This is a genomic window from Paenibacillus sp. J22P51, from assembly GCF_059692215.1.
In genome coordinates this window covers 65,916-87,371 of sequence record NZ_JCAUAZ010000020.1, presented here as the reverse complement: position 1 = coordinate 87,371, position 21,456 = coordinate 65,916, and the positions used below count along the sequence as shown (strand labels likewise).

The following is a 21,456-nucleotide window of genomic DNA, read 5'->3' as shown; positions in this document are numbered from 1 at the left end:
TGTTACTCACCCGTCCGCCGCTAGCTTACCCCGAAGGGTAAACCCGCTCGACTTGCATGTATTAGGCACGCCGCCAGCGTTCGTCCTGAGCCAGGATCAAACTCTCCATAAAGTTTTCCCCTTAAAGTGAAGCGAAAGCTCCGAAGAGAATTCCGATTACTTTCCGGGGGCCCCTAAGGGTTTGATGATTTGTGCTCATTTGAAGCTAGCGAGATTTTACAATCTCATTTATAGTCGATTACTCGACTGTGCTTACTCACTCGTTGTTCAGTTTTCAAAGATCAATTTCTTTTGCTCTCTGCCGTGTTACCGAAGCAGCGAGAAGTAATATACCATGTTTACTTTTAATGTGCAACTACTTTTTTTCGAGTTACTTTCAGTTACTCTCGCCAGCCTGTCTTGCGGCCGGAGTGATAATATAGCATGGTTTCGACAAATAATGCAATGTTTTATTTTTCCATTTCGAGATAAACTTTTCACTACTGTTATTTAAAGCTGAAATTAGTCTCTGGAATTGACGGATTGTTCCCCGATTAACTCCGCTCACTAAGCGACTGATTCAACTTCGCCTTCATATCCGTATAGCGATCCAATAGTGGCAGTAGCTGATTGCGAGTTAACGACAACAGCATACAATCGGTTAGCGCCGTGATGTTGGCATTGCGAGGTGCATCTTTCAGCAGCGCGATTTCACCGAAGTGGTCTCCATCCTGAAGAACAGCAACCCTTACGTTCTCGCCTTTGGCATTTCTTTTCGACACTTCCACTTTGCCCCGTGCAATGATATACAGTTTATTTCCCGCTTCACCTTGTCGGAAGACATACTGGCCGCTCATGATTTTCTCCGTTATCAGCAAATCCTTGATTTCGTGCAGAAGATCCTCATTCATATAAGCAAAGAAAGGCATCTGTCTCAAGCGTTCAACTTCAATGACAACTTCTCCATTGTGAGATAGTTGGAAGCCTTGCTGCTTTTGCCAGAGACTGTGGTAAGCCCCTTGGCGTTCCAGCAGCTCTTGATGCGTTCCGTATTCGATAACTTTCCCTTCATCTATGTAATAGATCAGATCCGCATGTGAAACGGTCTTCAATCGATGCGAAACCGCAACAACCGTACGACCTTGATTGACACGGGAAATGGTCTCATTTAGTGTGATTTCTGACTCGGGGTCTAGAGATGCCGCGACTTCGTCCATGAAGGTCAGCTCGTTGGAACGAAGCAGCGCACGCGCGATCGATATCCGGTGCCGCTGGCTGACGGACAGATTGGCTCCATCATTTTCAATCCAAGTATCGTAGCCATTCGACATTTGCATAATCGCCTCGTGAACACCCACCGCAAGCGTCGCTTCAAGAAGCTCCTCCTCCGTGGCATCGGGATGACCTATCAGCAGATTATCGCGTATCGTCGTATTGAAGAGATAGGGTTCTTGGAAAATAACGCCGGCTTGCGTAAGCAGCGAAGACAGCTGGATTTTGCGTATATCGAGGTCATCCACTTGGATGGAGCCTTTTTGCGGATCATAGAATCGCATGAGGAGTTGGAGCAGCGTGCTTTTGCCTGAACCACTAGGACCCACCAAAGCCACATAACTACCCACGGGAATCGATAGAGTTAGATCCTGAATAACCGGATGAGCCGCTGTGTAGCCGAAGGTGACATTGTCGAACTTTATCTCATTTGTAAAAGAGGGATTCTGAGCAGCCTGCTCGTCATCCTCTAGATCGGGCTGGATCTCGAGCACCTCGTTGATGCGTCGGATACCGACTTCGCCTTCAATCAGGTCAGGCACGACCTCCATGAATTGAATCACCGAGATGCCAACTGTATCGAAAACCGAATAAAATGCAATTAAATCACCGATGGTCATCGTTCCTTGGAACGTAAAATAGCCCCCTAAACCAAGGATAATCACGTTAATAACGGATAACACCATGATTGGAAGTCGCTCAAGATTGGAGTTAATAAAGCTCCTCTTCACACCTAGCCGGAACCAAACTTGCAGTTGTTTGTTGAACCTATTTTTCATAGATTCCTGCAATTGAAAGCCTCGAATGACCTTAAAAGCCTTCATTTCCTCATCCATATTATTAGAAAATGACTCTACAATGCCAACGTACTCCTCGTTATAGCGCTGAGCGCGTTTATTCAATAATTTCTGCGGGACAAACATGAACACAATGCCGACAAACGCAACAAGTGCCAATTTCCACTCCAAAACAAACAATAACGCCGTACCGACCACCATGCTCAGACTAGCTAAAATAAGCGTCGAAAACGTCTGCATCATCGCATGCTCCACGGCTGGAATATCCATGGTGAACCGCGCGACAATATCTCCGATTCGATAACGTGAGAAGAAATGAGCAGAAAGCTTCTGTGTCTGTTCATATAGATCCCTGCGCAAGCCGATTAGAATCGTCTCGTTTAATTTGGACATGGCATAATCGCCGCCGACGCCTATTAACAAATTCAAGACCCCGCCAATGAGAAGCGCTAAGAGAAGGCCGAAGAAAATAGTCATATTACGAGGCGTGATGGCATCGTCGATTAAATATTTGATACTTAATGATGTGAAGTACTCAAAGGAGAGTTCAAATAATAGCGCTATTATGAACAGAGTAAATATTTTTTTGCTATTCGCTAGGTATCGTAGAACTGATCGGTATAGATAGAGCATGGAGGGATTCAGCGCCTTTTCGTTTAGTACATATTACCTATAGTTTACCATAGATAATTAATGGGGTGAATGAAAATGAACCCTATCCGCTAGAATAACAAAGGAGCTAGGTTAATAAACCTAACTCCTTTATATTTAACTATTCCTTAGCCGCTTGCTCTCCGACTCGTTCCCAATCCGATGCCGTATAGTTGCCCATATACCATAAGGATACAGCTTTCAGCTTATAGAACTTGGCGAGCCAAATTTTCTTGGCTATACTCTGGGAATCCTCGTAGAATAGCACATGACTACCGCGTTCATCCGCGAACGTAGCTTTCTTCAAGAAGTAAGGCATGTTCCACGTGCTGTCAACGCCTGGCATTGCTAGCCTTTTCTCTACATCCACGATGAATGGGGTAAGCGCAGGTCCGGTTACCCCGGATGCGGTAATCCACTGGTTAGCCTGTTTGGATATGCCTAGCACCAGCTTTTCATTTGGTATAAATTGAAGCGCTGTAAGGACTGTATCGTTCACTAGTGGTAATGGAGCAGATGGCAACATGTTATCATCATGCGTGAAGTCATAAGCCATAAGGATTACCGTATCAGCTAGCTTACCGATCTCTTTTAAATCATACCCCTTATAATAATAGATCGGAGGAACAGCTACGGACAATGTAAGCGGGCCTAACTGATCTTTCAAATCCTGAAGGAATTGGATATAGTCGGCTGCACTTGCCGCATCCTTCAAGCCTTCAAAATCAATACTTACCCCAGTAAACGAGTAGGCCGGATCGGTTAAAGTCTTAAGTAATGATGCGATAAAGGTTTTCTTGGCAGACTGATCCTTCAGGAAGTCCTTTAAATTAGCACCATTATAGAAAACCATCAGTTCTTTCGTGATTTGAGCAGCATTCGCAGCGGCAATGACCTCCTCATAACCACTTGGAACCCGATATTCCGAAGAGCTGATGTTCAATGAAGCCGTTCCAGCAGCGCTATATTCCAGGTGAGACCAGCCAAAGATCACATTCGAAAGCTTATTCATCTGCTTAATCGCAGAGTAGGACTGAATGGCATAATAACCTGTGAAGTCGATCTTTTGTTCGGCAACACTCTTATCAATCAAACGATAAATAACTGCTGCTGCCTGCTTGCGAATCAAAGACTCTTTCGGGTTAAATCCTGCCTGATCTCCCTCCATAATGCCTCGATGCGCGGCGTAATAAAGGTAAGGTCTCATAGCTTCATCTATGGCCGATTCATCCTTAAAGCCTCTAGTGTTCCGTTCCTTGATCCAATCCGTGGACAGCCATTGTTGACGAGTCTCTTCACTTTCAGACTCCAGCAACGATTTCCCTACGAGCATAGCCACTTCTTCTCTAGTAATCGTCTGAGCAGGATGAAGTAATCCCTCACTATCTAGCAAACTATCCAGCCATTTCCGATCGTAGACAACAGAAATATAAGGTGCCGACCAACGGTCCTTCGCTACATCTGCGGGAATATTCCCAAGGGCGGCATGATTCTCTATTTTACCTGCCATTACGAGCAACTTTATGAAAGCCTCTCTAGACAGGTCATCATTGGGACGATAGGTTTGGTCCTCGTAGCCGTTAATAATTCCTAATGCAGATAATGTGTAAATCGGATCTTTAGCATAATCTTGTTCCTCGTCCTTGAATGGCTTGAGTTGTACATCGTACGCAAAAGCGTTATTTGCAAACAACAGAACAAACAGCACGCCCATTAAGATTGTCTTTTTCAACATAATCTTCTTCTTTCCTTTCCCTCTATAGCAGTGATTGCTAGAATTGAAATTTATAGCAACACATTAATAGACGTAATGAGAGAGCGTTAGTTACGCTGGGATTATGTGAAAAATCAAAGAAAAAACCGTCCAATCACAAGTGGTGCGATCGTGGACGGAGTGTTATAGCGTCATCGCCTGCCCATACCGGGCAAGAAACGCTTCTTTTTCTTTATAGTCCGGCATTATGCTGCCTACGCGCCTCCAGAAGGAGCGATCATGATTCATATGCAAGAGATGGCATAGCTCATGGATGATGACATAATCAATAACCTCAACAGGCGCCATGGCTAGTCGGTAATTAAACGTTAGCTTCTTATCCGAGCTGCAGCTCCCCCACTTGGTTCTCGACTCATCGATCTCAATCGTCTTGGGTTTGACTTTTAGTTGGGTTTGATAGGATTTGATGCGTTCCCCGATAACCTTCTTACAGCTAGCGAAATAGAACTTCTTCAGGTTGATTTTCAACTCGTCCTCTGTGAGTCCATTCGTTTCAATTAACTCATGGAGGAAATGATATTTCCCGAGATGAAGGAACTTGCCTTCGCCTTCGTATTCTCTGACCTTAGGGATTGGTTGGCGAGCTTTGGTGATGGCATTTAGCTTGTCTAGAATAGACTTGCTGTGTTGTTTCACAGCGTTAATAATCGTCTCCTGGCTTGTATCGTTAGGAGCTTTGACGGTTATGAAACCCGTGTCATCGATGTGGATGTAGAGTTTTTTTCGGATGGCGTATTGGACGTTGACGTCTATGGTTGTGTTATCGAGTTCGATTTTCATGGGTATCATCGTTTCTGTAGGGGTATTTGTGTAGCGGATAAAGAAAGGGGAATCCGCTCTTCTCGTTCCACTATTGTATCAAAGTATGGTTGAGGTTTGGTAGTGGTATCTGGAGTAAATAGTTAAAGGAAGAAACCCTAGAAGCTAGTGCTTCTAGGGTTTGCTTTACTAAAGGACAACATCACCTGAGTTGTTGACTTACCACGGATTATGTTTGCATTAAAAATTAAGGAATTGTCCGACACTACTCTCATTGATTAAATATTTGATAATTCGTTTCACTACATAATTTGCAGCTTCTTCGGTTGAAAACTTACTTGAATCGATCACAACTTCCGGGTTCCCAGGTATATGATTCGTGCTGGAGCTCACATAAACTTCAAAATACTCTTTGCCAATGATGTCTCGCACGGTTTCTTGGTCGTTTCCGATCGGGGAATTATTCGATACCAATGCAATAAGTCCAGCATCGTTCATCAATTTTGCAATCTCTGCTAATCGCTGCAACGATTCTCCTTGGCCATTCTTGAGTAACATCGTATGGTGGCCTGTCGATACCAAACGCTTCTCGACTTCCTTAGCAAGAGCCAATTGATCTGAAACCGAACCCGTGAACCAAAGGGTCAAAGGATTCTGACCTTTTTGCTGGGCACGAACATCTCTGGTGATTTCCGTATCTAGCGCAGAATTGTCGGAGCTTTGAAGGATTTGCTCAATCACTCCGCAAGCAGATGTCATATTGGTTACACGATCGATTAGAATAAATCCGCCAATGCTTTTGTTTTGTTCAAAAGAATCAATAACGATATTGTCAGATAAAGAAAACTCACATGTTGCCAATTCATTTTTGACAATATGATCGGTTGGAACCGTTTTTCCAGTATTGATTTCGATTTTATGCGTAATGGCCGTTACAGTACCTGGCAGGACTTTCGTTCCTACTTTGACCAGATAGTTTTTGCCTGGCGTCAGAACGGAATCATCCATCCAAAGAATCGTAGCTCTAAAACTGTCCGCCTCTTGAAGCTGACTATCCTTCGTGAATACACAGCCCCGCGAAACGTCGACTTCCCGATCCAATTGAATGGTTACGGGCTGTCCAGCATAGGCATAATCGCGATCTTGGTCTGTCACGAGGATCCGTTTGACTTTCGCCTTCTCATGACTAGGCAACGTTGTCAGCTCATCGCCAACCGCGATACGCCCAGCCTCAATTTGGCCTTGGAAACCGCGGAATGTATGATCCGGACGGCATACACGCTGAATTGGCATCATAAATTGCTTCGTATTGTCGCTCTGATGAACATCCACATTATCCAAATACGGCAGCAAGGCAAGGCCTTCGTACCAAGGGGTATTTGGCGATTTTTTGGTAATGTTATCCCCTTCTGTTGCAGAAACAGGGATCACCTGAATGCTTTCGAAGTGAAACTCAGCGGTCAACTGCAAGAATTCTTGTTTGATCGCATCAAATGTCTTAGGATTAAAATCAACTAAATCCATTTTATTCACGGCTAAAACAAGATGTTTAATGCCCATAAGTGCACAAATCCGAGTGTGGCGCTTAGTTTGGGTAATAACCCCTTTCTTAGCGTCCACAAGAATAATCGCCAGATCAGCAAAAGATGCGCCTACGGCCATGTTACGCGTATATTCTTCGTGTCCCGGAGTGTCCGCTACGATGAACGAACGGTGATCCGTCGTAAAATACCGATAAGCCACATCAATCGTAATGCCCTGCTCACGCTCTGCCAGCAACCCGTCAAGCAGTAAGGAATAGTCAATTTTGCCGCCACGGCTGCCAAGTCTGCTGTCTAGTTCCAGCGCTCTTTCTTGGTCGGCGAACAAAAGCTTAGCCTCATAAAGCATATGTCCAATCAGAGTGGATTTTCCGTCGTCCACACTTCCGCAAGTGATAAATTTAAGAAGACTCTTCATTTTAGAAATAACCCTCCCGTTTACGTCTTTCCATACTTCCAGCCGCTTCTTGGTCAATCACCCGCGTTGTCCGTTCGGATGATACCGCACCCAGGGTTTCTTCAATAATGGCATCAATTGTATTCGCCTCCGACTCGGCACCGCCAGTTAGCGGATAGCAGCCTAATGTGCGGAAACGCATCTTCTTCATTTCAATTTTCTCATGAGGCTCGAGCTTCATGCGATCATCGTCAACCATGATGAGATGTCCGTCGCGTTCGAGAACAGGTCTTTCTTTTGCAAAATATAGAGGCACAATATCAATGTTTTCTCTGCGAATGTATTGCCAGATGTCTTTTTCCGTCCAATTGGAAATTGGGAAGACGCGGATGCTCTCGCCTTTATTAATTCTTGTGTTAAAAAGCTTCCACATTTCCGGCCGTTGATTCTTCGGATCCCAGGCATGGTTCTTATTCCGGAACGAGAAAATCCGCTCTTTCGCACGCGACTTCTCCTCGTCACGTCTTCCGCCGCCGAATGCCGCTGTAAATCCGTATTTGTCCAATCCCTCTTTCAGGGCTTGTGTTTTCATAATGTCCGTATACGCGGAACCGTGATCGAACGGGTTAATCCCCTGCTCAATTCCCTCCTGATTGGAGTGAACGATCATGTTGATTCCGAATTCTTTGGCTTTGCGGTCGCGGAATTCAATCATTTCTTTGAACTTCCACGTCGTATCAATATGCATGAAAGAAAATGGCGGCTTCTCCGGATAAAAAGCTTTCAGCGCCAAATGCAGCATCACGGAACTATCCTTCCCGATCGAATACAGCATCACAGGTTTTTCACATTCCGCAGCTACTTCTCGGATAATATAAATCGCTTCAGCCTCGAGTTGATCCAGATGCGTCATTTCATCTATAGAATCAAGTATCAGTTTTTCCATGGAAAAGGTGCCTCCTTTTAATTCTTACTAAATCGATCGCCTTTCTTTATATCCTAACAGATTCTGGCTTTATTGCAAAGTGGAAGAAAGTAAAAATCTTAAGATTTCTGAGTTTTCGGTCGAATGATGTCGTGCTTATTTTCAAAAAAATCACGGAGACAGGCTCCGGCACATGATTTTATTCGAACACTTAGTATTTTACTCGGAATTGGGCCGATTTGCTCCAAAATAATTTTGAGAATCCTTGACGAAAATAAAAAAAGCCAAGGGAAGAGGTTGAAGTTTAAAATCGCGGAACTTACTCAAAAACACAACATCTCCTTGCGTGAGCTGTCGAGATTATCGGATGTGAGACATGCCGCGCTTAGTGAGCTAGCGAATGGAAAGCGTGAGAATATAAATTTTAGTCATATTGTAAGGATTGCGGAGGCTTTGGGGATTGAGGATATTAGGGAGATTGTGGATTTGGTGGAGGGGTAGATAAGAAAACAAGCGAAGCCGTTTAAAAACAAATTGATTTAAAACACCCCATCTCCAATTCCTGAATCTTAAATGCAACTTTCCAAGAAAAGTGATATCATGATACAGATTGTACTTATTAGGAGGCACTCATGAAGAAACTCGTAAAAGTAGTTGCTGCAATTATCGAAAATGATCAGCAAGAAATACTATGCGCCTTAAGGTCCCCAGAAATGGCCATACCCAATATGTGGGAGTTCCCTGGCGGAAAAGTTGAAGCTGGTGAGGATCTTTACTCAGCCTTAGAAAGAGAGATCGCTGAAGAACTGGAATGTAAAGTTGAGACAGTTAAAGAAGTATTTAATGACAACACACATGAATACGAAAAATTCATTATTAATTTACTGTCAATTAAATGTAGAGTCGTCGATGGGACTCCAACACCCAGTGAGCATTCAAAGCTAACCTGGCTAAAAAGGGAGAATCTAGATTCACTCAAATGGGCTCCCGCTGACATTCCTGCAGTAGAACAATTAATAAACGAAAAGTAGTCTCTCGAAATGAGAAGACTACTTTTTTTTCATTGGGCTAAACTTTTTTCGTAAACTCCGTAAATAAGGTTGAAGGTATTTCGTTGTGCAACTCGATTTTTACTGTAATGGGTCTCTCACCCTCATACTGGACGGTATCACCCGTTCCGATATAAATATATGGCTCACTCTGTCCATCAATTACTTTATACTTCCTCACAAATAAATGTAGTACAATTCCACGACGCCTATTATCAACGATGTTCTGCCCTCTATCCGTATTCTGGGAAGTATTATTGGGTGTTTGCCACTGAAAATTACGCTCATCTATGAATTTATCCTTATAATTGATGCTTTCCTTAATGTCTTCTTCCTTGTGAAGGTCGATGAACATAAAGTAGTTTTGACCATTTGTAAGAAGCCCGGAGCCCCTATAAGCACTATGGGTTTTACGGTAATTAGACAATAGAGCAGCGTCAACCATTTGATATTGCTCATACAATTTAAAATGTGGAACTCCGTAGAATGCTTGCTTAAACTCTTTTTCATAGCGGAAAATACCATAGGAAACAACATCCTCGATGTACATCCGGTATTTCTCATTGTTTAATAAGTCTTTAAACAGCAGACTCCTAACAAGCTTTCCATCACGAAATTCAACCAATTTAGGCTTATTCTTCAGTTGAACACTATCATAATAATCTTGATTCAAGCACTCAAACGCATGAAGAATACTATCATCATCCACTTCATTAATCATTTTTAGGATCTGACGCTTTGCGATGTCTAGATTTATTTCCTCGTGATCTAATAAATATCGAATGATAACAAATTCATAAATCCTTTTTAGTGGCAGCTTGCTAGATAATTCTTTTAATGTTCCTTCAAATGCTTCATTATTCAATAATTCCTTTAAGTCATCATCTCTCTCTACATTGGCCACGAATTGTAAGTAGTTTTTTTCACGATCAATAAATTTAACAGGATCTGGAGCGCCGTCAAACTTCATATAATCCATCAATAAATAAGGAATTCTCCCTTGATTTAGCTTTTTAAATTCAAAGTATGCTTCCTTTAAATATTTCATTGAATTGAAGTTTTCATTATCAATCTGCGCCAAAATTCTTTCCTGGGAGATCTTATCCATTTGGATGTGGGTACTCCCTGGTATATTGGCAAACCCCGTCGCAATCGCTACCTTCAAACTTTCTTTATCATAGTAACGACTTCCGTTCAGTGCCAGAGCTATTAGGAAAGTCTTATTATGATTACCGATAAAATCAAGGACAGTCAAGAAACTTTTATCTGCATGCTTCCGCAATCCTCTTCCAAGTTGCTGAATAAATACAATTGGAGAATTCGTTGGTCTCAACATAAGTACGGAATTTACCGAAGGAATGTCGACTCCTTCATTAAAAATATCAACGGTAAAGATAAATTCCAGTTCGTCATATTCATTTTCTAGGCGATTGATAAATCGCTCGCGTGTTTCTGGTGAATCATCACCGCTCAAGCAAACACTTTTGTATCCTCTCTTATTAAACTCACTGGCCATATAATTGGCATGCTCAACGCTCGCGCAGAAACCAAGACATTTCCTTTTCTCACCGTCATGACCATAGAAATTCATTTTTTCAATAATAAAATCGACACGTTCATTTACTTTAAGGCGTTTTGTGATTTCAGCAATGTCGTCAATATTTACATCACTTAGATCAATGCCCTCAATATCCGTTATCCCAAAATAATGGAATGGTATGACCAACTCATCCTCTAAAGCCTCGTGTAAGCGGACTTCCAACGCAACATTATTATCAAAAAGATCAAAAACGTTTGAACCGTCACTTCGTTCTGGAGTAGCCGTCATCCCCAGGGTAAACTTTGGTTCAAAGTAGTCTAAAACCGTACGATAGGTCGGACTAGTCGCATGATGGGCCTCATCAATAACTAAGTAGTCAAATTCGTCCTTATCGAATTCGTGATAACATCTAGAAATCGTTTGAATTGTAGCAAACACATAATCCACATTTTTTTGTTTGTGATTCCCTGTCAGTAAGCCAAAAGTTAAACGCTCATTAGGGAGAAGGAACTCAAACGTTTCTTTGGCCTTTCTTAGGATCTCTTCCCTATGAACAATGAATAGAAGTTTCTTAGGTTTTACGTTTAGTACATCAAAAGCTGACATATACGTTTTCCCCGTACCTGTCGCAGCAATTACGAGCGCCTTGTTCTCCCCAAATCTTCTGATTCTTTCTAAATTTTCAGTAGCTCGTTTTTGCATTCGATTTTGTACAACATATCGTTTTTTATATTCAAATAATTGATTGTTTTTTTGCGTTCTATTGAAGCCCTTTATAAAATCTGCGTATTTCTGAATAAATTCCTGGTCCGCTTCTGTACTCATATTCCATAGATATTCAAATTCCTTTATAACATCTTGAATAAATCGACCGTTCTCTTTTGTAATAAGTTGAACATTCCACTCAATATTACTTTTAAGGGCACTTTGGGTGATATTAGATGAACCGATAATAACCTTATAGTTATCTTTGTATTCAAATATATAAGCTTTCGTATGAAAACCAATTTCTCTATCAGTGACAAACACCTTTAAATCAACGTTATTAAACTCTCTTATTTTTTCTAATGCCTTTGCATCTGTAAAATTAAGATAAGTTGACGTAATAATTTTGCCTTTAATCCCCCTATTTTCTGCTTCTAATAAGGGATCGAGAAGTAGTTGCAAACCACTATAATTAATAAATGCTACGCTAAAATAAAACTGCTCGCACTCTCGCATCGAACTTATTAACTCTCTTAATAAATTTCCTTTATCTGAATTAACGATTAGTTTTTCTTGTAGTACTTCCATCTGATTTGCTCCTGCCTCTAGTTTGTATAGTCGTCCGGTAAGACTATGTCATTTACTCTGTATTTCCACGCCGTTCAAAATGCGCGTGTAGTCTATATACGCAGATTTCTCGAGTCCATGCGTGCAGTTGCTCTAAATCTTCAGATAGCACATCAAAATTTAACGAAAAGACATCATTTTTAAACGAAATCAAGCCTTTTGAGCTTCCGCTCCACTTTGTCATCGGCATAGTTGCAATTAACTTTGCTACTCGTTTCTCATCGTACTGCCATAACTTGCTGCATTCTCCATCTGAGAAATCAATGCGTTTCCGATACTCTTTCTCCATATAAAAATGATGAAAAAAGCTTGCTGTTTCAACCGAAGTAATTGGCTTAATCCATTCAATTGTACCACGTTCAAGCATGTATAAAAGGACTGTCATCTTATAGCTTTTTGTCATAACAGTGCTCTCTACTTCTTTTAACCAATGATTACAACGGAGAAATACTTCGGTCTCCCCGGCATCCAACTCGTCAGCCCATGATAGAAATCCGATATAAGAGTTAAATTCTTGCTTATACTCACGACTCAGCTCCCTACCATGTAGATGTAGTTCAAGGTAAGTCGGTCGACGCCCTAACTCATTCTTCAAATCAAAATACGCTGTTCGAAGCTTCTCTTTCCTCGGTTGCTTTTTACGAGACAACTCTTCGAACAGGTTAATGACATCTAAATCAATATGTATTTCGCAACCTTTGGGCACTACAGGAATGGTGTGTGTTATCTGTTTACCTTTTACATTTGAGGTATTCCCTCGGCCCATTTCAAATAAACTGAGCTTGATGTCAGCATTTCGATAGTTCCCTATGAGATCAATAATCGTGCAGTATTCCTTTCCCTCATGAAGGCGCAGACCTCGGCCAATTTGCTGAGTAAAGACCGTTAACGATTCTGTAGGGCGGGCAAAAAGCAATGTATCCACCGCTGGAATATCAACACCTTCATTAAACAAATCTACTGTAAAAATGACTTCAAGGCTGCCTCTTGTTAATTTATCTATTGCTTCTCCTCTGCTCATTTCTGAAGTTCGTGAATGAAGACTAATACACGATTTTCCTTGGCGTATGAAATAGCTTGCCAGAAAATTAGCTTGACGTATAGAGGAACAGAATGCAATCGTCCTTGTTTGCTTATGCTTTTGCCAAGCATAAAATATGCTTTCTGCCATCTCATCACGCAGTTGAAGGGCTAAAAGTTCTTCTTCATCATAACGCGAACCTAGCCATGGAATAGCTGAATAGTCTGTTTCATCATACACACCATAGTAGCGAAATGGACATAACCACTGACGTTGAATTGCTTCCAGAAAATGAAGCTGGAACGCCACGTTACCATCACAAAGCGCAAATACATCCTTGCCATCCATCCGGTCAGGAGTTGCAGTTATCCCTAGCAAAAAAGAGGGGCGAAAATAATCTAAAATAGATTGGTAAGTTTTAGCCGCGGCATGATGAAACTCATCTATAACGATTAGGTCGAAGGTATCTGGAACAAACCGTTCCCGATGCTTTTTCATCCCAAGCGTGTAGATGGATGCGAATAGGCTGTCTGATTCCTGATCTTTTTCTACACCATTATAGAGCCCTACAGATCGCTCCGGCATAACCACTTGGAAACTTTTCTGAGCTTGGTGCAATATTTCCTCTCGATGAGCAACAAATAGTATCCGTTTATACCTTTTTGCAAAAAAGGCTGCTAGATAAGTCTTTCCCAGCCCCGTAGCCATAACAACCATGGCTTTATCGTATTGTTCTTCAATAGTTTTTTCCAGAGCATCCAACGCATGCTTTTGTGCAGGGCGCGGTTCGAGAATTTGTTCCTTCAGGCTGACTTCTTCATCATTATCAACGGCCTGTATATCTTTATGAGGTAGCATAAGATCGGCTTCCTCAATCTCGGTAATGGTACTTACGATTTCAGGATTTTTTTGCTTATGATCCAGATATTCCTTCTCATAGGAAGCGATTGATTCTTGATGTAATGTCACCGTACACTCATCGTAAAAGTGATTCATGAACTTATCTAATGCCACTTGAAACGTATACGGGTCCGCCACGGCATTCATCGCCAAATTCCATTCGACCCCCATACGAAAAGCCGACCGAGATAAATTAGAGGAACCAACAATTAGTATCCCTTCTCCATTCTCATAATCCATTAAGTATGCTTTAGGGTGAAAAGACGTACCTCTGCTGTGCCATAGCCTAGCCTCAATCCGTTCGTCTATCGCAACGAGAGATCGTAATCCTTCAGGTTGAGTGATGAACAAATAGTCGCCGCAGAGTATTTTGATATCAGCTCCACGTTCCGCGGCTGCTTTTAAATAGGGGGCGAGAATTTGGACACCAGATTTCATTACAAATGAAGTCATAATGTAAATACCAGATGCCTTTTTAATTCCCTGAATCAATTCATCCGCTAAATTTTCCGTTATGAGTTTAATATCAGGCATCTTGAACGTCGATAAGGAAGATTCTTTCCTTAAAGCCCCCACGTTTTTCTGCTTTATCTACACGAATGGATTCGAGCTGCTCCACGCTTGAGCCGTGTATAGCTGTTAATGCGTGGAGGAGCTCAAGGATGTCAGCCAACTCTTCCATAGCACTATGATCGTCAGTTGCCTCGAGATACTCGTTAAGTTCTTCGACTAATTTCGTTCTAAGTTCTGCTTTGTACTCTACTTCGTCTAGAATACGAGTGTTATAATGACTCCCCTCACGTGCGATTATCTCGGGGATCAGGTCGCGGACAAGTTTGTTGTAGGTTGGCATGATCGTTGCTCCTTATTGATTGTTAATTTCTCATCATATGTGTTTATTATATACCTCATTATTTAATCAGACGAGTATTCCGGCATTTCCATTTAACTCGAGGAGCAAGAATGCTTTTTCCGCCCCTCCCATTGGCCAATACTCGTTATTCCATGCATGGGTCGTTTGAATAGGTGAACTCATATGCAACATCCTCTCTCATCTAGCTTCTGATATGAATGTAGCATATGCTTTCGTCAACATGATGTCAGAGAATATCCGTTCGCATATAAAAGACGTGGACCGAAAAAGTCTCACGTCTCCTTTTAACTTTAGTACCGTTTTTCTTTTCTTGAACTTACGATTGCATTGGCCATATTTAAGAAGCTAGATACATCATCACCTGAATTCATTTTATCTTTTAGCAGTTGCAGTTCGTTAAGCATTTCATCCCTTGGTCTAGCGGATATGTAATTCATATACTTATTAACGATCTCGACCTTTGTATTTTTCGAGGCGGTCAACATGACCTTACGTGAAACGAAGCTTTGTAGCTCTTTTACCGTTCTGAACGCATCTTTAGACAAAAGCATTTTATTTATTTCAAAAAGCAGCTCCTGAACCTCAGGATCAGTATTTGTATAACTACTCACTAGAACCTTTGAAACCGCTTCCTTTTTAGAACGAGTACTTGGTTTAGCTCCAGAAATACCATCAAGCTCTTGAACTAATTTGATGATATGAGCCAGAAGTGGCTCCGAACCCTTCATTAGCACGTCAGCAACCTGCTCGAATTCCTTGCCGCTATACCGCACTTTTAACTTCAACAAATCAAGTAACAGCTCTTTGGACTGATTCGTCATTCAATACCCACACTCCGTAAAAACTCGTCGCCTACCGCATAAAATTCTTCCATAATATGACCTCGTGATCTAGAATCCTTGAACATCGGCTTTCCCTCACGAATACCGTTAACATACGATTTGGATTCTCTAACTTCATTGTCGAATACATGCCAGTTGTTTTCTTTAGCAAAAGCTAAGACCTCTTTCTTGGAAATACGGTTTTCCGGTATATCACCTGCCTCTACATTATTGAAAATAATTCCGGAAACGGAAATTTTGTATTCTCCTTCGTTGTCCTCATTGAAATCCTCAATACTTCCCTTAAGCAGTGGCAGCCCTATGATCGCTAATTTTTCAGGCTTTACTGGAATAATTAACGAATCGCTGGCCAAATAGCTGGCTACTGATAAAATCGAGTCAGTCGGTGGACAATCGATCAGAATCAGGTCGTAATTACTTTGAACCTTCGTTAAAAATCGGCGCAGCTTATGCTCCTTTGACGTTGGATTCTTCAACGTTTTCGATAACTCAGCTCTCGACGGAATTAGATGTAGTAGACTACCATCCGTCCACTCGTCAACAGAATGAATAATATTAGTTGTAACTTTGCTGCTGTTTTCAAAAATGTCTACAATAGATTGCCTAGGGCTTTCTAAATAATCCCGATACCCATCGCCCCCCATAAAAATTTGCGTTAGATTCGACTGGGGATCAAGATCGACGACTAATACTTTATACATTTTTTTAAAAGCTGCATACCAAGCAAGGTTATAGGTTAGGGTGGTCTTACCGACTCCGCCTTTCATGTTAAGCATAGAGACAACTTTTGGCACTCTACCCGCTCCTTTGACCTATTTGGATTTAGATGCAATCGTTATATTCATTCATGTTTGTTCAATAATACGTACGGAGTTTCCCACATATGCGTCATCGTTCTGCTTAACCCAAAAACGAAAAAACAGCCCATTGGTTCGGGCTGTTTCACAATTATCCTATACACATCTAACAAATGGTTATTCCTGCCCCCCCCGCCATTTTAGCAACATTGTACACTCCACATGCACCGTATGCGAGTCAAAAAGCGAGTTTTATAGAGACTGTTATAGTCGGCTGGAGCCTCATTCATCTGAAATCCGGCGGAGTGCGGCGTGAAACTCCCGTTAAGATGGCTGCTTCAACGATGGCATTCCTAACCTTGGTAACAACTTGTTCATTAAATATACTCGGTATAATGTACTGGTCATTTAGCTCATGCTCGGAAACAACGGAAGCAATGGCTCGTGCCGCTGCCAGCTTCATCGGTTCGTTGATCCGGCGCGCACGGCAGTCGAGTGCCCCTCTGAATATACCAGGGAACACAAGCACGTTATTGATTTGGTTCGGATAATCGCTCCGTCCAGTAGCAAACACGCGAACATGGGGAATCGCTTCCTTCGGATCAATCTCCGGCACCGGATTCGCCATGGCAAATACAATGCTGTCCGGGGCCATCTTCTGCACATCGTTTCCGCTAAGCAGTCCGCCTCTCGATACTCCGATAAATACGTCCGCTCCGCTAATCATGTCGCGTAAGTTGCCCGGATTAGCTTCGACTTGAGGCTGTTCTGAAAGCCATGCCCACATTGGATGCGAGTAATCGCCTCCGCGGATGATAGCGCCTTCCCGATCAACGGGGACAAGCCTTTTCACTCCTGCGGCCAGCAGCATTTTGCATATGGATACGCCTGCTGCCCCAATGCCGTTCACTACGATACGGACTTGATCCATCCGTTTGCCAACTACTTTGAGAGCGTTAAGGAGCCCGGCAATAACAACAATGGCTGTCCCATGCTGATCGTCATGAAAGATAGGGATGTCCAGCTCTTCCGCAAGCCTTGTTTCAATTTCGAAACAGCGCGGGGAGCTGATATCTTCCAAATTAATTCCGCCAAATATCGGACTAATCGCTTTAATCGTGCGGATGATCTCTTCTGTGTCCTGCGTATCCAAGCAGATCGGAAAGGCATCCACCCCTGCTAACTGCTTAAAGAGCATCGCTTTGCCTTCCATTACTGGTGCGGCCGCGTGCGGGCCGATATCACCTAAGCCTAATACAGCGGTACCGTCTGTTACGACAGCTACGGTATTTCTTTTGATCGTTAAAGAATAAGCTTTTTGGGGATCTTCATGAATAGCTGTACATACACGAGCCACGCCAGGCGTATATACGATGGACAAGTCATCCCTGTTTTTGATCGGAAGTGTCGGCTGTACCGAGATTTTGCCTCCAAGATGCGCAAGAAAAATTCGGTCCGACACGTTCACGAGACGGATGCCGTCAATCGATTTTATCGCTTCCACAACCGTGGACTCGGCTGAATCAGCCACATGAACCGTGATGTCCCGGATAGTAACTTCATGACCTGGGCGAATGATATCGATGGAAGTAATATCTCCTCCGGCTTTACTGATGGCAGAAGCTACATCACCAAAATTCACTCGATTCAAGCTTAATTCCAGACGCAGAATAATACTGTTATAAGCCATGTCCATTTCCCCGTTTCAAATATATTTTATACGCCAATTACAAAAGGTGATGTTAAATCTCGAAGCGTTTTTATCACACTCATCGCCACAATATATCCGGTTTTTGGGTTCTCCGCGGAAGGCGTATTTCTAATTTGCAGATTGACTTGTCCGAATTTTCCCTTCGCTTCGATTTCATGTGTGTTATGGCTGATATGAGGATCTACGAATACTTTCACTTTGGTCCGGTCAAATCCTACACCAGCAAGACTTAGTGCGGCAGAAACATTTACGCTCTCTGGAAACAAGCGGGCGGAATCACGCGCTACACCTTCAAATGCACAATAGGGCTCCGTTAATTCAGCCAAATTTACTTGCTGCTCGATTAAAGTTCCAATCCATGCTTTAGGCGGTTTCCTTGTCACCAAGGTTACTTCGTCCATAGGACCTACACTGGCAGCGGCAATCCGATCGAGACCTCCTATAGCGGCTGAAGGGACAATCACTTTCCTGCCCGTTTCCCGTGCCTTCTTCATAATACTAAGGTGCAGCGGCTCCGTTGCTAATGCGCCAACACTGACCAAGATAAGGTCCGCTCCGTTCTCTAATGCTCTTTCACCATATTTCATTACCGCCTCATGGCCGGCACTCTCCACAACAATATCGAGATCTTGAGCAAAGAAAACATCTTCACTGGAAGTCATTACATAACCATGAGAACTAGTATCAGGATATTTCGTCTCGTCTCGGACTAGTATCGCTTTTAATTGAACTAATCCAGCGTCTCCTTGCAAAATAACTTGAGCTACATCCTTTCCGATGGTTCCATATCCAATAATTCCAACTTTTAGCATAAGTAATGAATCCTCCTGTGATGGTCTCAATTTATCTTATCTGTCTCTCTATCATATCAAAAATATTGTATTTGGTATACCATAAACCAAGAGATTGTGATATACTTACTCTATTAAGACATGGAGGGATGCCAAGTGCCATCAGTGACTTATCAAACATCAGGAAAAACGATAGAAGTCGAAAACGACGCCAATCTCTTAAGAACATCGATCCGATATGAAGGGTCTGTACCTTACAAATGCGGCGGTGGCCTTTGCGGAACTTGCCGTGTACAAATCGTGGATGGGCATGAACACTTAAGTAAAATTATGAAGAAGGAAGTCGACAGACTCGGCCAGGAGAAGCTGGACCTAGGTTTCCGTCTTGCCTGCCAAACCTTCATCAATGGTGATGTGACCATCTCCTGGGGAGAAGAGGATCTTAACCGTCTTAACAAAGTTGCCCAAAGAAGAATTGAAGCAGCCCAATAGTTTGAATGATGAAAGCAGTCCATGAGGACTGCTTTTTTGCATCTTACTCTACTTCTTTTCTTCTGCAGGGTTAGGACAGAAAAATACAAAAGCGCAAGCTCCTAGAGCCTGCGCCTTAACCCAATTCTAATATACTTTGACAATTTTACTATCCTTGTCGACATCTAATTCATAGATTTCTTTCTCAATTTGAGCGGTAGAATCAAACTTTGGAAACACCTTGAGCGGAATGCTGTTATCCGGGAATACTTCAGAAACGCCTTGAATGATTATTCTCGTATCATCACTAACAATTTTGCAAACTTCAAAAAGTGTTTTTTTCTTACCGAAGAAGTGATACTCGTATGCTGCCACTAACTCTAAATTCGGATTATTCGTTACTGTCCGGTAACGATCTGTTGTGGATACTAAAATATATTCGCTCATATGAAACCCTCCGCTCAATTATTTAAAATTTGCTATAAACCGCTTACTTATAGCTCACAATCAATTCTACTTCTACAGCAGCTCCTCCGGGTAACGCAGCGACGCCTACAGCAGAACGGGCATGTAAACCTTTGTCTCCGAATACTTCAACTAACAAATCTGAAGCGCCATTTAAAACAAAAGGCAGATCGTAAAATTGAGGATCGGCATTAATGAATCCTTCCATTTTAACGATGCCAGTTACCCGACTCAGGTCTCCCAGTACGAACTTTAATGTACTTAGTTGATTAATAATACATTGCCTAGCTGCCTGATAACCTTCTTCTTTAGAAAACTCTTGTCCTACCTTGCCCTTATATTGAAGCACTCCCCCCACCTTCGGAGTTACTCCGCTTAAATAAATGATAGGAGGTACAATTGTATAGGGTACATAGTTCCCGCTTGGTTTAGGTGGAGAGTCCAGCAGAATGTTCAGTTCTTCGAGTTTGGCTTCAGCTTGTCCATGTACTTGCACCATAGGTCATCCCCCATATTTGCCGGAATCCTGACTGATCCTATTCCTGACGGAGCTCAATATCTTCCGAAATATATAACTGGCATGCTAAGCGGAATCCTTCATTAATTTTATCGCCCAGCATCTTATTTTCTTTCCAATTGGGTTCTTGGAGCTTATCGCCGCCGGTAACAACTTTCACCATACATTTCGTACACTTACCCATACCACAGCCATACTTCAGATAGGGGAATTTCTTAACTCCCGCTAAAACTACCAAGTTACTATTCTCATTAACTTCTTGCTGATAAACTTGGCCATTCTGGTGCAATGTCACATTCGGCATTTCACAACCTCCATACAGCAGCATGAACTTAGGGCAAATACGGCAATTATTCTCTTTCTAAAGCTTCCATATAAGCCTTTTTAGAGTTTTCGACGTGAATCTTCGTTAGATTTTCAGCGAAATCCGCTTCATCGTTAAGAACGGCTTTGATAATTTCCCTGTGTTCCTCCATCGCTTTGCGTTGGCGTCCTGGAAGCTCATAGCCTACATGAACGAAAGCACGGATATAGTCGGATAAACCGTCCAGCATTTGCGTTAACCTCGGACTCTTCGCAGCCCGAAAAATAACTTCATTCGCTTCAAAATGATATTTCCAGTCCGACTGCTCGAACATCGGTTTCGCTAAAGCATTATCAATCTCTACAACAATTTGAGTCAGTTCGTTCCGTTGCGCCTGTTCCAATTTCTTCACGGCCAACTTAACCGCTAAGCTTTCAAGAGAAGAAAGAATCGTGAATATTTCGATAATCTCTTCCGGGGAAAGTCTAGAGACAACCACTCCCTTACGAGGAAGAGTCTTAACGAAACCCTGTGACTCAAGCCGGAACAGTGCTTCCCGGATGGGGGTACGGCTAACGTTTAATTGATCGCCCAGCTCCCTCTCGATAATTCGGTCACCTGATTTATATACACCTTGAACAATAGCTTGTTTAATATATTGATACACTTTATCCCGTATAGGGCTTAATTCCTCGTCTTTCCAAACAACTGGATTGTCCGGCATATGGTATACCTCCGCGAATGCGT

Annotated in this window: 19 protein-coding genes and 1 rRNA gene; 3 read left to right on the top strand and 17 right to left on the bottom strand. The window is 42.4% G+C overall.

What is annotated here, in order from left to right; all coding sequences use genetic code 11:
• From AC58QC_RS27485 to cysD, 6 genes are all read right to left on the bottom strand, one after another.
• Positions 1-112: ribosomal RNA gene (locus tag AC58QC_RS27485) — 16S ribosomal RNA — on the bottom strand; the annotation flags it as partial.
• 421 nt (positions 113-533) lie between these two features.
• Positions 534-2,681, bottom strand: coding sequence for an ABC transporter transmembrane domain-containing protein (locus tag AC58QC_RS27480; RefSeq protein WP_497418228.1), 2,148 nt, complete (start codon positions 2,679-2,681; stop codon positions 534-536).
• A gap of 139 nt (positions 2,682-2,820) precedes the next feature.
• The gene (locus AC58QC_RS27475) at positions 2,821-4,434 is read right to left on the bottom strand and encodes a glycosyl hydrolase family 18 protein (protein ID WP_497418227.1); all 1,614 of its coding nucleotides are present in this window, start codon (positions 4,432-4,434) and stop codon (positions 2,821-2,823) included.
• Positions 4,435-4,596: 162 nt separating this feature from the next.
• Positions 4,597-5,253 carry a M48 family metallopeptidase gene (locus tag AC58QC_RS27470; protein WP_497418226.1) on the bottom strand — a complete coding sequence of 219 codons (657 nt, stop codon included), beginning with the start codon at positions 5,251-5,253 and terminating at the stop codon, positions 4,597-4,599.
• Positions 5,254-5,472: 219 nt separating this feature from the next.
• Positions 5,473-7,191 carry a GTP-binding protein gene (locus AC58QC_RS27465; RefSeq protein WP_497418225.1) on the bottom strand — a complete coding sequence of 573 codons (1,719 nt, stop codon included), beginning with the start codon at positions 7,189-7,191 and terminating at the stop codon, positions 5,473-5,475.
• Position 7,192: 1 nt separating this feature from the next.
• Positions 7,193-8,116, bottom strand: a complete 924-nt coding sequence (cysD, locus tag AC58QC_RS27460) for a sulfate adenylyltransferase subunit CysD (RefSeq protein ID WP_497272079.1) — start codon at positions 8,114-8,116, stop codon at positions 7,193-7,195.
• A gap of 276 nt (positions 8,117-8,392) precedes the next feature.
• On the opposite strand from cysD, the gene AC58QC_RS27455 reads away from it, so the two are divergent.
• A complete protein-coding gene (locus tag AC58QC_RS27455; protein ID WP_497418224.1) occupies positions 8,393-8,596 on the top strand; it encodes a helix-turn-helix domain-containing protein in 204 nt (67 codons plus the stop codon).
• Between the two features lie 131 nt (positions 8,597-8,727).
• Positions 8,728-9,126: a (deoxy)nucleoside triphosphate pyrophosphohydrolase gene (locus tag AC58QC_RS27450; RefSeq protein WP_497418223.1), complete on the top strand. Its 399-nt coding sequence runs from the start codon at positions 8,728-8,730 to the stop codon at positions 9,124-9,126.
• Positions 9,127-9,163: 37 nt separating this feature from the next.
• On the opposite strand, the gene AC58QC_RS27445 is transcribed toward AC58QC_RS27450, so the two are convergent.
• From AC58QC_RS27445 to nadX, 7 genes are all read right to left on the bottom strand, one after another.
• The gene (locus tag AC58QC_RS27445; protein WP_497418222.1) at positions 9,164-11,977 is read right to left on the bottom strand and encodes a DEAD/DEAH box helicase; all 2,814 of its coding nucleotides are present in this window, start codon (positions 11,975-11,977) and stop codon (positions 9,164-9,166) included.
• A 52-nt stretch (positions 11,978-12,029) separates the two neighbouring features.
• The gene (locus AC58QC_RS27440) at positions 12,030-14,471 is read right to left on the bottom strand and encodes a DEAD/DEAH box helicase family protein (protein WP_497418221.1); all 2,442 of its coding nucleotides are present in this window, start codon (positions 14,469-14,471) and stop codon (positions 12,030-12,032) included.
• A complete protein-coding gene (locus tag AC58QC_RS27435) occupies positions 14,464-14,790 on the bottom strand; it encodes a nucleoside triphosphate pyrophosphohydrolase (RefSeq protein ID WP_497418220.1) in 327 nt (108 codons plus the stop codon). The genes AC58QC_RS27440 and AC58QC_RS27435 overlap by 8 nt, the downstream gene beginning before the upstream one ends.
• 311 nt (positions 14,791-15,101) lie before the next feature.
• Positions 15,102-15,632, bottom strand: a complete 531-nt coding sequence (locus AC58QC_RS27430) for a hypothetical protein (protein ID WP_497418219.1) — start codon at positions 15,630-15,632, stop codon at positions 15,102-15,104.
• Positions 15,629-16,447, bottom strand: coding sequence for a ParA family protein (locus AC58QC_RS27425; protein WP_497418218.1), 819 nt, complete (start codon positions 16,445-16,447; stop codon positions 15,629-15,631). Before AC58QC_RS27425 ends, AC58QC_RS27430 begins: the two co-directional genes overlap by 4 nt.
• A 289-nt stretch (positions 16,448-16,736) precedes the next feature.
• Positions 16,737-18,140, bottom strand: a complete 1,404-nt coding sequence (locus tag AC58QC_RS27420; RefSeq protein ID WP_497418217.1) for an NAD-dependent malic enzyme — start codon at positions 18,138-18,140, stop codon at positions 16,737-16,739.
• 26 nt (positions 18,141-18,166) lie between these two features.
• Positions 18,167-18,973, bottom strand: coding sequence for an aspartate dehydrogenase (gene nadX, locus AC58QC_RS27415; RefSeq protein WP_497418216.1), 807 nt, complete (start codon positions 18,971-18,973; stop codon positions 18,167-18,169).
• 135 nt (positions 18,974-19,108) lie between these two features.
• On the opposite strand from nadX, the gene AC58QC_RS27410 reads away from it, so the two are divergent.
• On the top strand, positions 19,109-19,444 hold the full coding sequence (locus AC58QC_RS27410; protein WP_497418215.1) for a 2Fe-2S iron-sulfur cluster-binding protein: 336 nt from the start codon (positions 19,109-19,111) through the stop codon (positions 19,442-19,444).
• Between the two features lie 126 nt (positions 19,445-19,570).
• Here the strand turns inward: AC58QC_RS27410 and AC58QC_RS27405 are convergent, their stop codons facing one another.
• From AC58QC_RS27405 to AC58QC_RS27390, 4 genes are read right to left on the bottom strand one after another with little or no spacing between them, the layout of a single operon-like run.
• Positions 19,571-19,870 carry a hypothetical protein gene (locus tag AC58QC_RS27405; protein WP_497418214.1) on the bottom strand — a complete coding sequence of 100 codons (300 nt, stop codon included), beginning with the start codon at positions 19,868-19,870 and terminating at the stop codon, positions 19,571-19,573.
• A 43-nt stretch (positions 19,871-19,913) separates the two neighbouring features.
• A complete protein-coding gene (locus AC58QC_RS27400) occupies positions 19,914-20,387 on the bottom strand; it encodes a RidA family protein (RefSeq protein ID WP_497418213.1) in 474 nt (157 codons plus the stop codon).
• A gap of 37 nt (positions 20,388-20,424) precedes the next feature.
• Complete coding sequence (locus tag AC58QC_RS27395) at positions 20,425-20,709, bottom strand: 2Fe-2S iron-sulfur cluster-binding protein (RefSeq protein ID WP_497418212.1); 285 nt, start codon at positions 20,707-20,709, stop codon at positions 20,425-20,427.
• A gap of 46 nt (positions 20,710-20,755) precedes the next feature.
• The gene (locus tag AC58QC_RS27390) at positions 20,756-21,433 is read right to left on the bottom strand and encodes a GntR family transcriptional regulator (protein WP_497418211.1); all 678 of its coding nucleotides are present in this window, start codon (positions 21,431-21,433) and stop codon (positions 20,756-20,758) included.
• Positions 21,434-21,456 lie beyond the last annotated feature (23 nt).

Excerpts from the sequence above, each read along its gene's own strand:
- AC58QC_RS27480 (WP_497418228.1), bottom strand. The coding sequence starts at position 2,681 with ATGCTCTATCTATACCGATCAGTTCTACGATACCTAGCGAATAGCAAA.
- AC58QC_RS27475 (WP_497418227.1), bottom strand. The coding sequence starts at position 4,434 with ATGTTGAAAAAGACAATCTTAATGGGCGTGCTGTTTGTTCTGTTGTTT.
- AC58QC_RS27470 (WP_497418226.1), bottom strand. The coding sequence starts at position 5,253 with ATGAAAATCGAACTCGATAACACAACCATAGACGTCAACGTCCAATAC.
- AC58QC_RS27465 (WP_497418225.1), bottom strand. The coding sequence starts at position 7,191 with ATGAAGAGTCTTCTTAAATTTATCACTTGCGGAAGTGTGGACGACGGA.
- cysD (WP_497272079.1), bottom strand. The coding sequence starts at position 8,116 with ATGGAAAAACTGATACTTGATTCTATAGATGAAATGACGCATCTGGAT.
- AC58QC_RS27450 (WP_497418223.1), top strand. The coding sequence starts at position 8,728 with ATGAAGAAACTCGTAAAAGTAGTTGCTGCAATTATCGAAAATGATCAG.
- AC58QC_RS27445 (WP_497418222.1), bottom strand. The coding sequence starts at position 11,977 with ATGGAAGTACTACAAGAAAAACTAATCGTTAATTCAGATAAAGGAAAT.
- AC58QC_RS27440 (WP_497418221.1), bottom strand. The coding sequence starts at position 14,471 with ATGCCTGATATTAAACTCATAACGGAAAATTTAGCGGATGAATTGATT.
- AC58QC_RS27435 (WP_497418220.1), bottom strand. The coding sequence starts at position 14,790 with ATGCCAACCTACAACAAACTTGTCCGCGACCTGATCCCCGAGATAATC.
- AC58QC_RS27430 (WP_497418219.1), bottom strand. The coding sequence starts at position 15,632 with ATGACGAATCAGTCCAAAGAGCTGTTACTTGATTTGTTGAAGTTAAAA.
- AC58QC_RS27420 (WP_497418217.1), bottom strand. The coding sequence starts at position 18,140 with ATGGCTTATAACAGTATTATTCTGCGTCTGGAATTAAGCTTGAATCGA.
- nadX (WP_497418216.1), bottom strand. The coding sequence starts at position 18,973 with ATGCTAAAAGTTGGAATTATTGGATATGGAACCATCGGAAAGGATGTA.
- AC58QC_RS27405 (WP_497418214.1), bottom strand. The coding sequence starts at position 19,870 with ATGAGCGAATATATTTTAGTATCCACAACAGATCGTTACCGGACAGTA.
- AC58QC_RS27400 (WP_497418213.1), bottom strand. The coding sequence starts at position 20,387 with ATGGTGCAAGTACATGGACAAGCTGAAGCCAAACTCGAAGAACTGAAC.
- AC58QC_RS27395 (WP_497418212.1), bottom strand. The coding sequence starts at position 20,709 with ATGCCGAATGTGACATTGCACCAGAATGGCCAAGTTTATCAGCAAGAA.
- AC58QC_RS27390 (WP_497418211.1), bottom strand. The coding sequence starts at position 21,433 with ATGCCGGACAATCCAGTTGTTTGGAAAGACGAGGAATTAAGCCCTATA.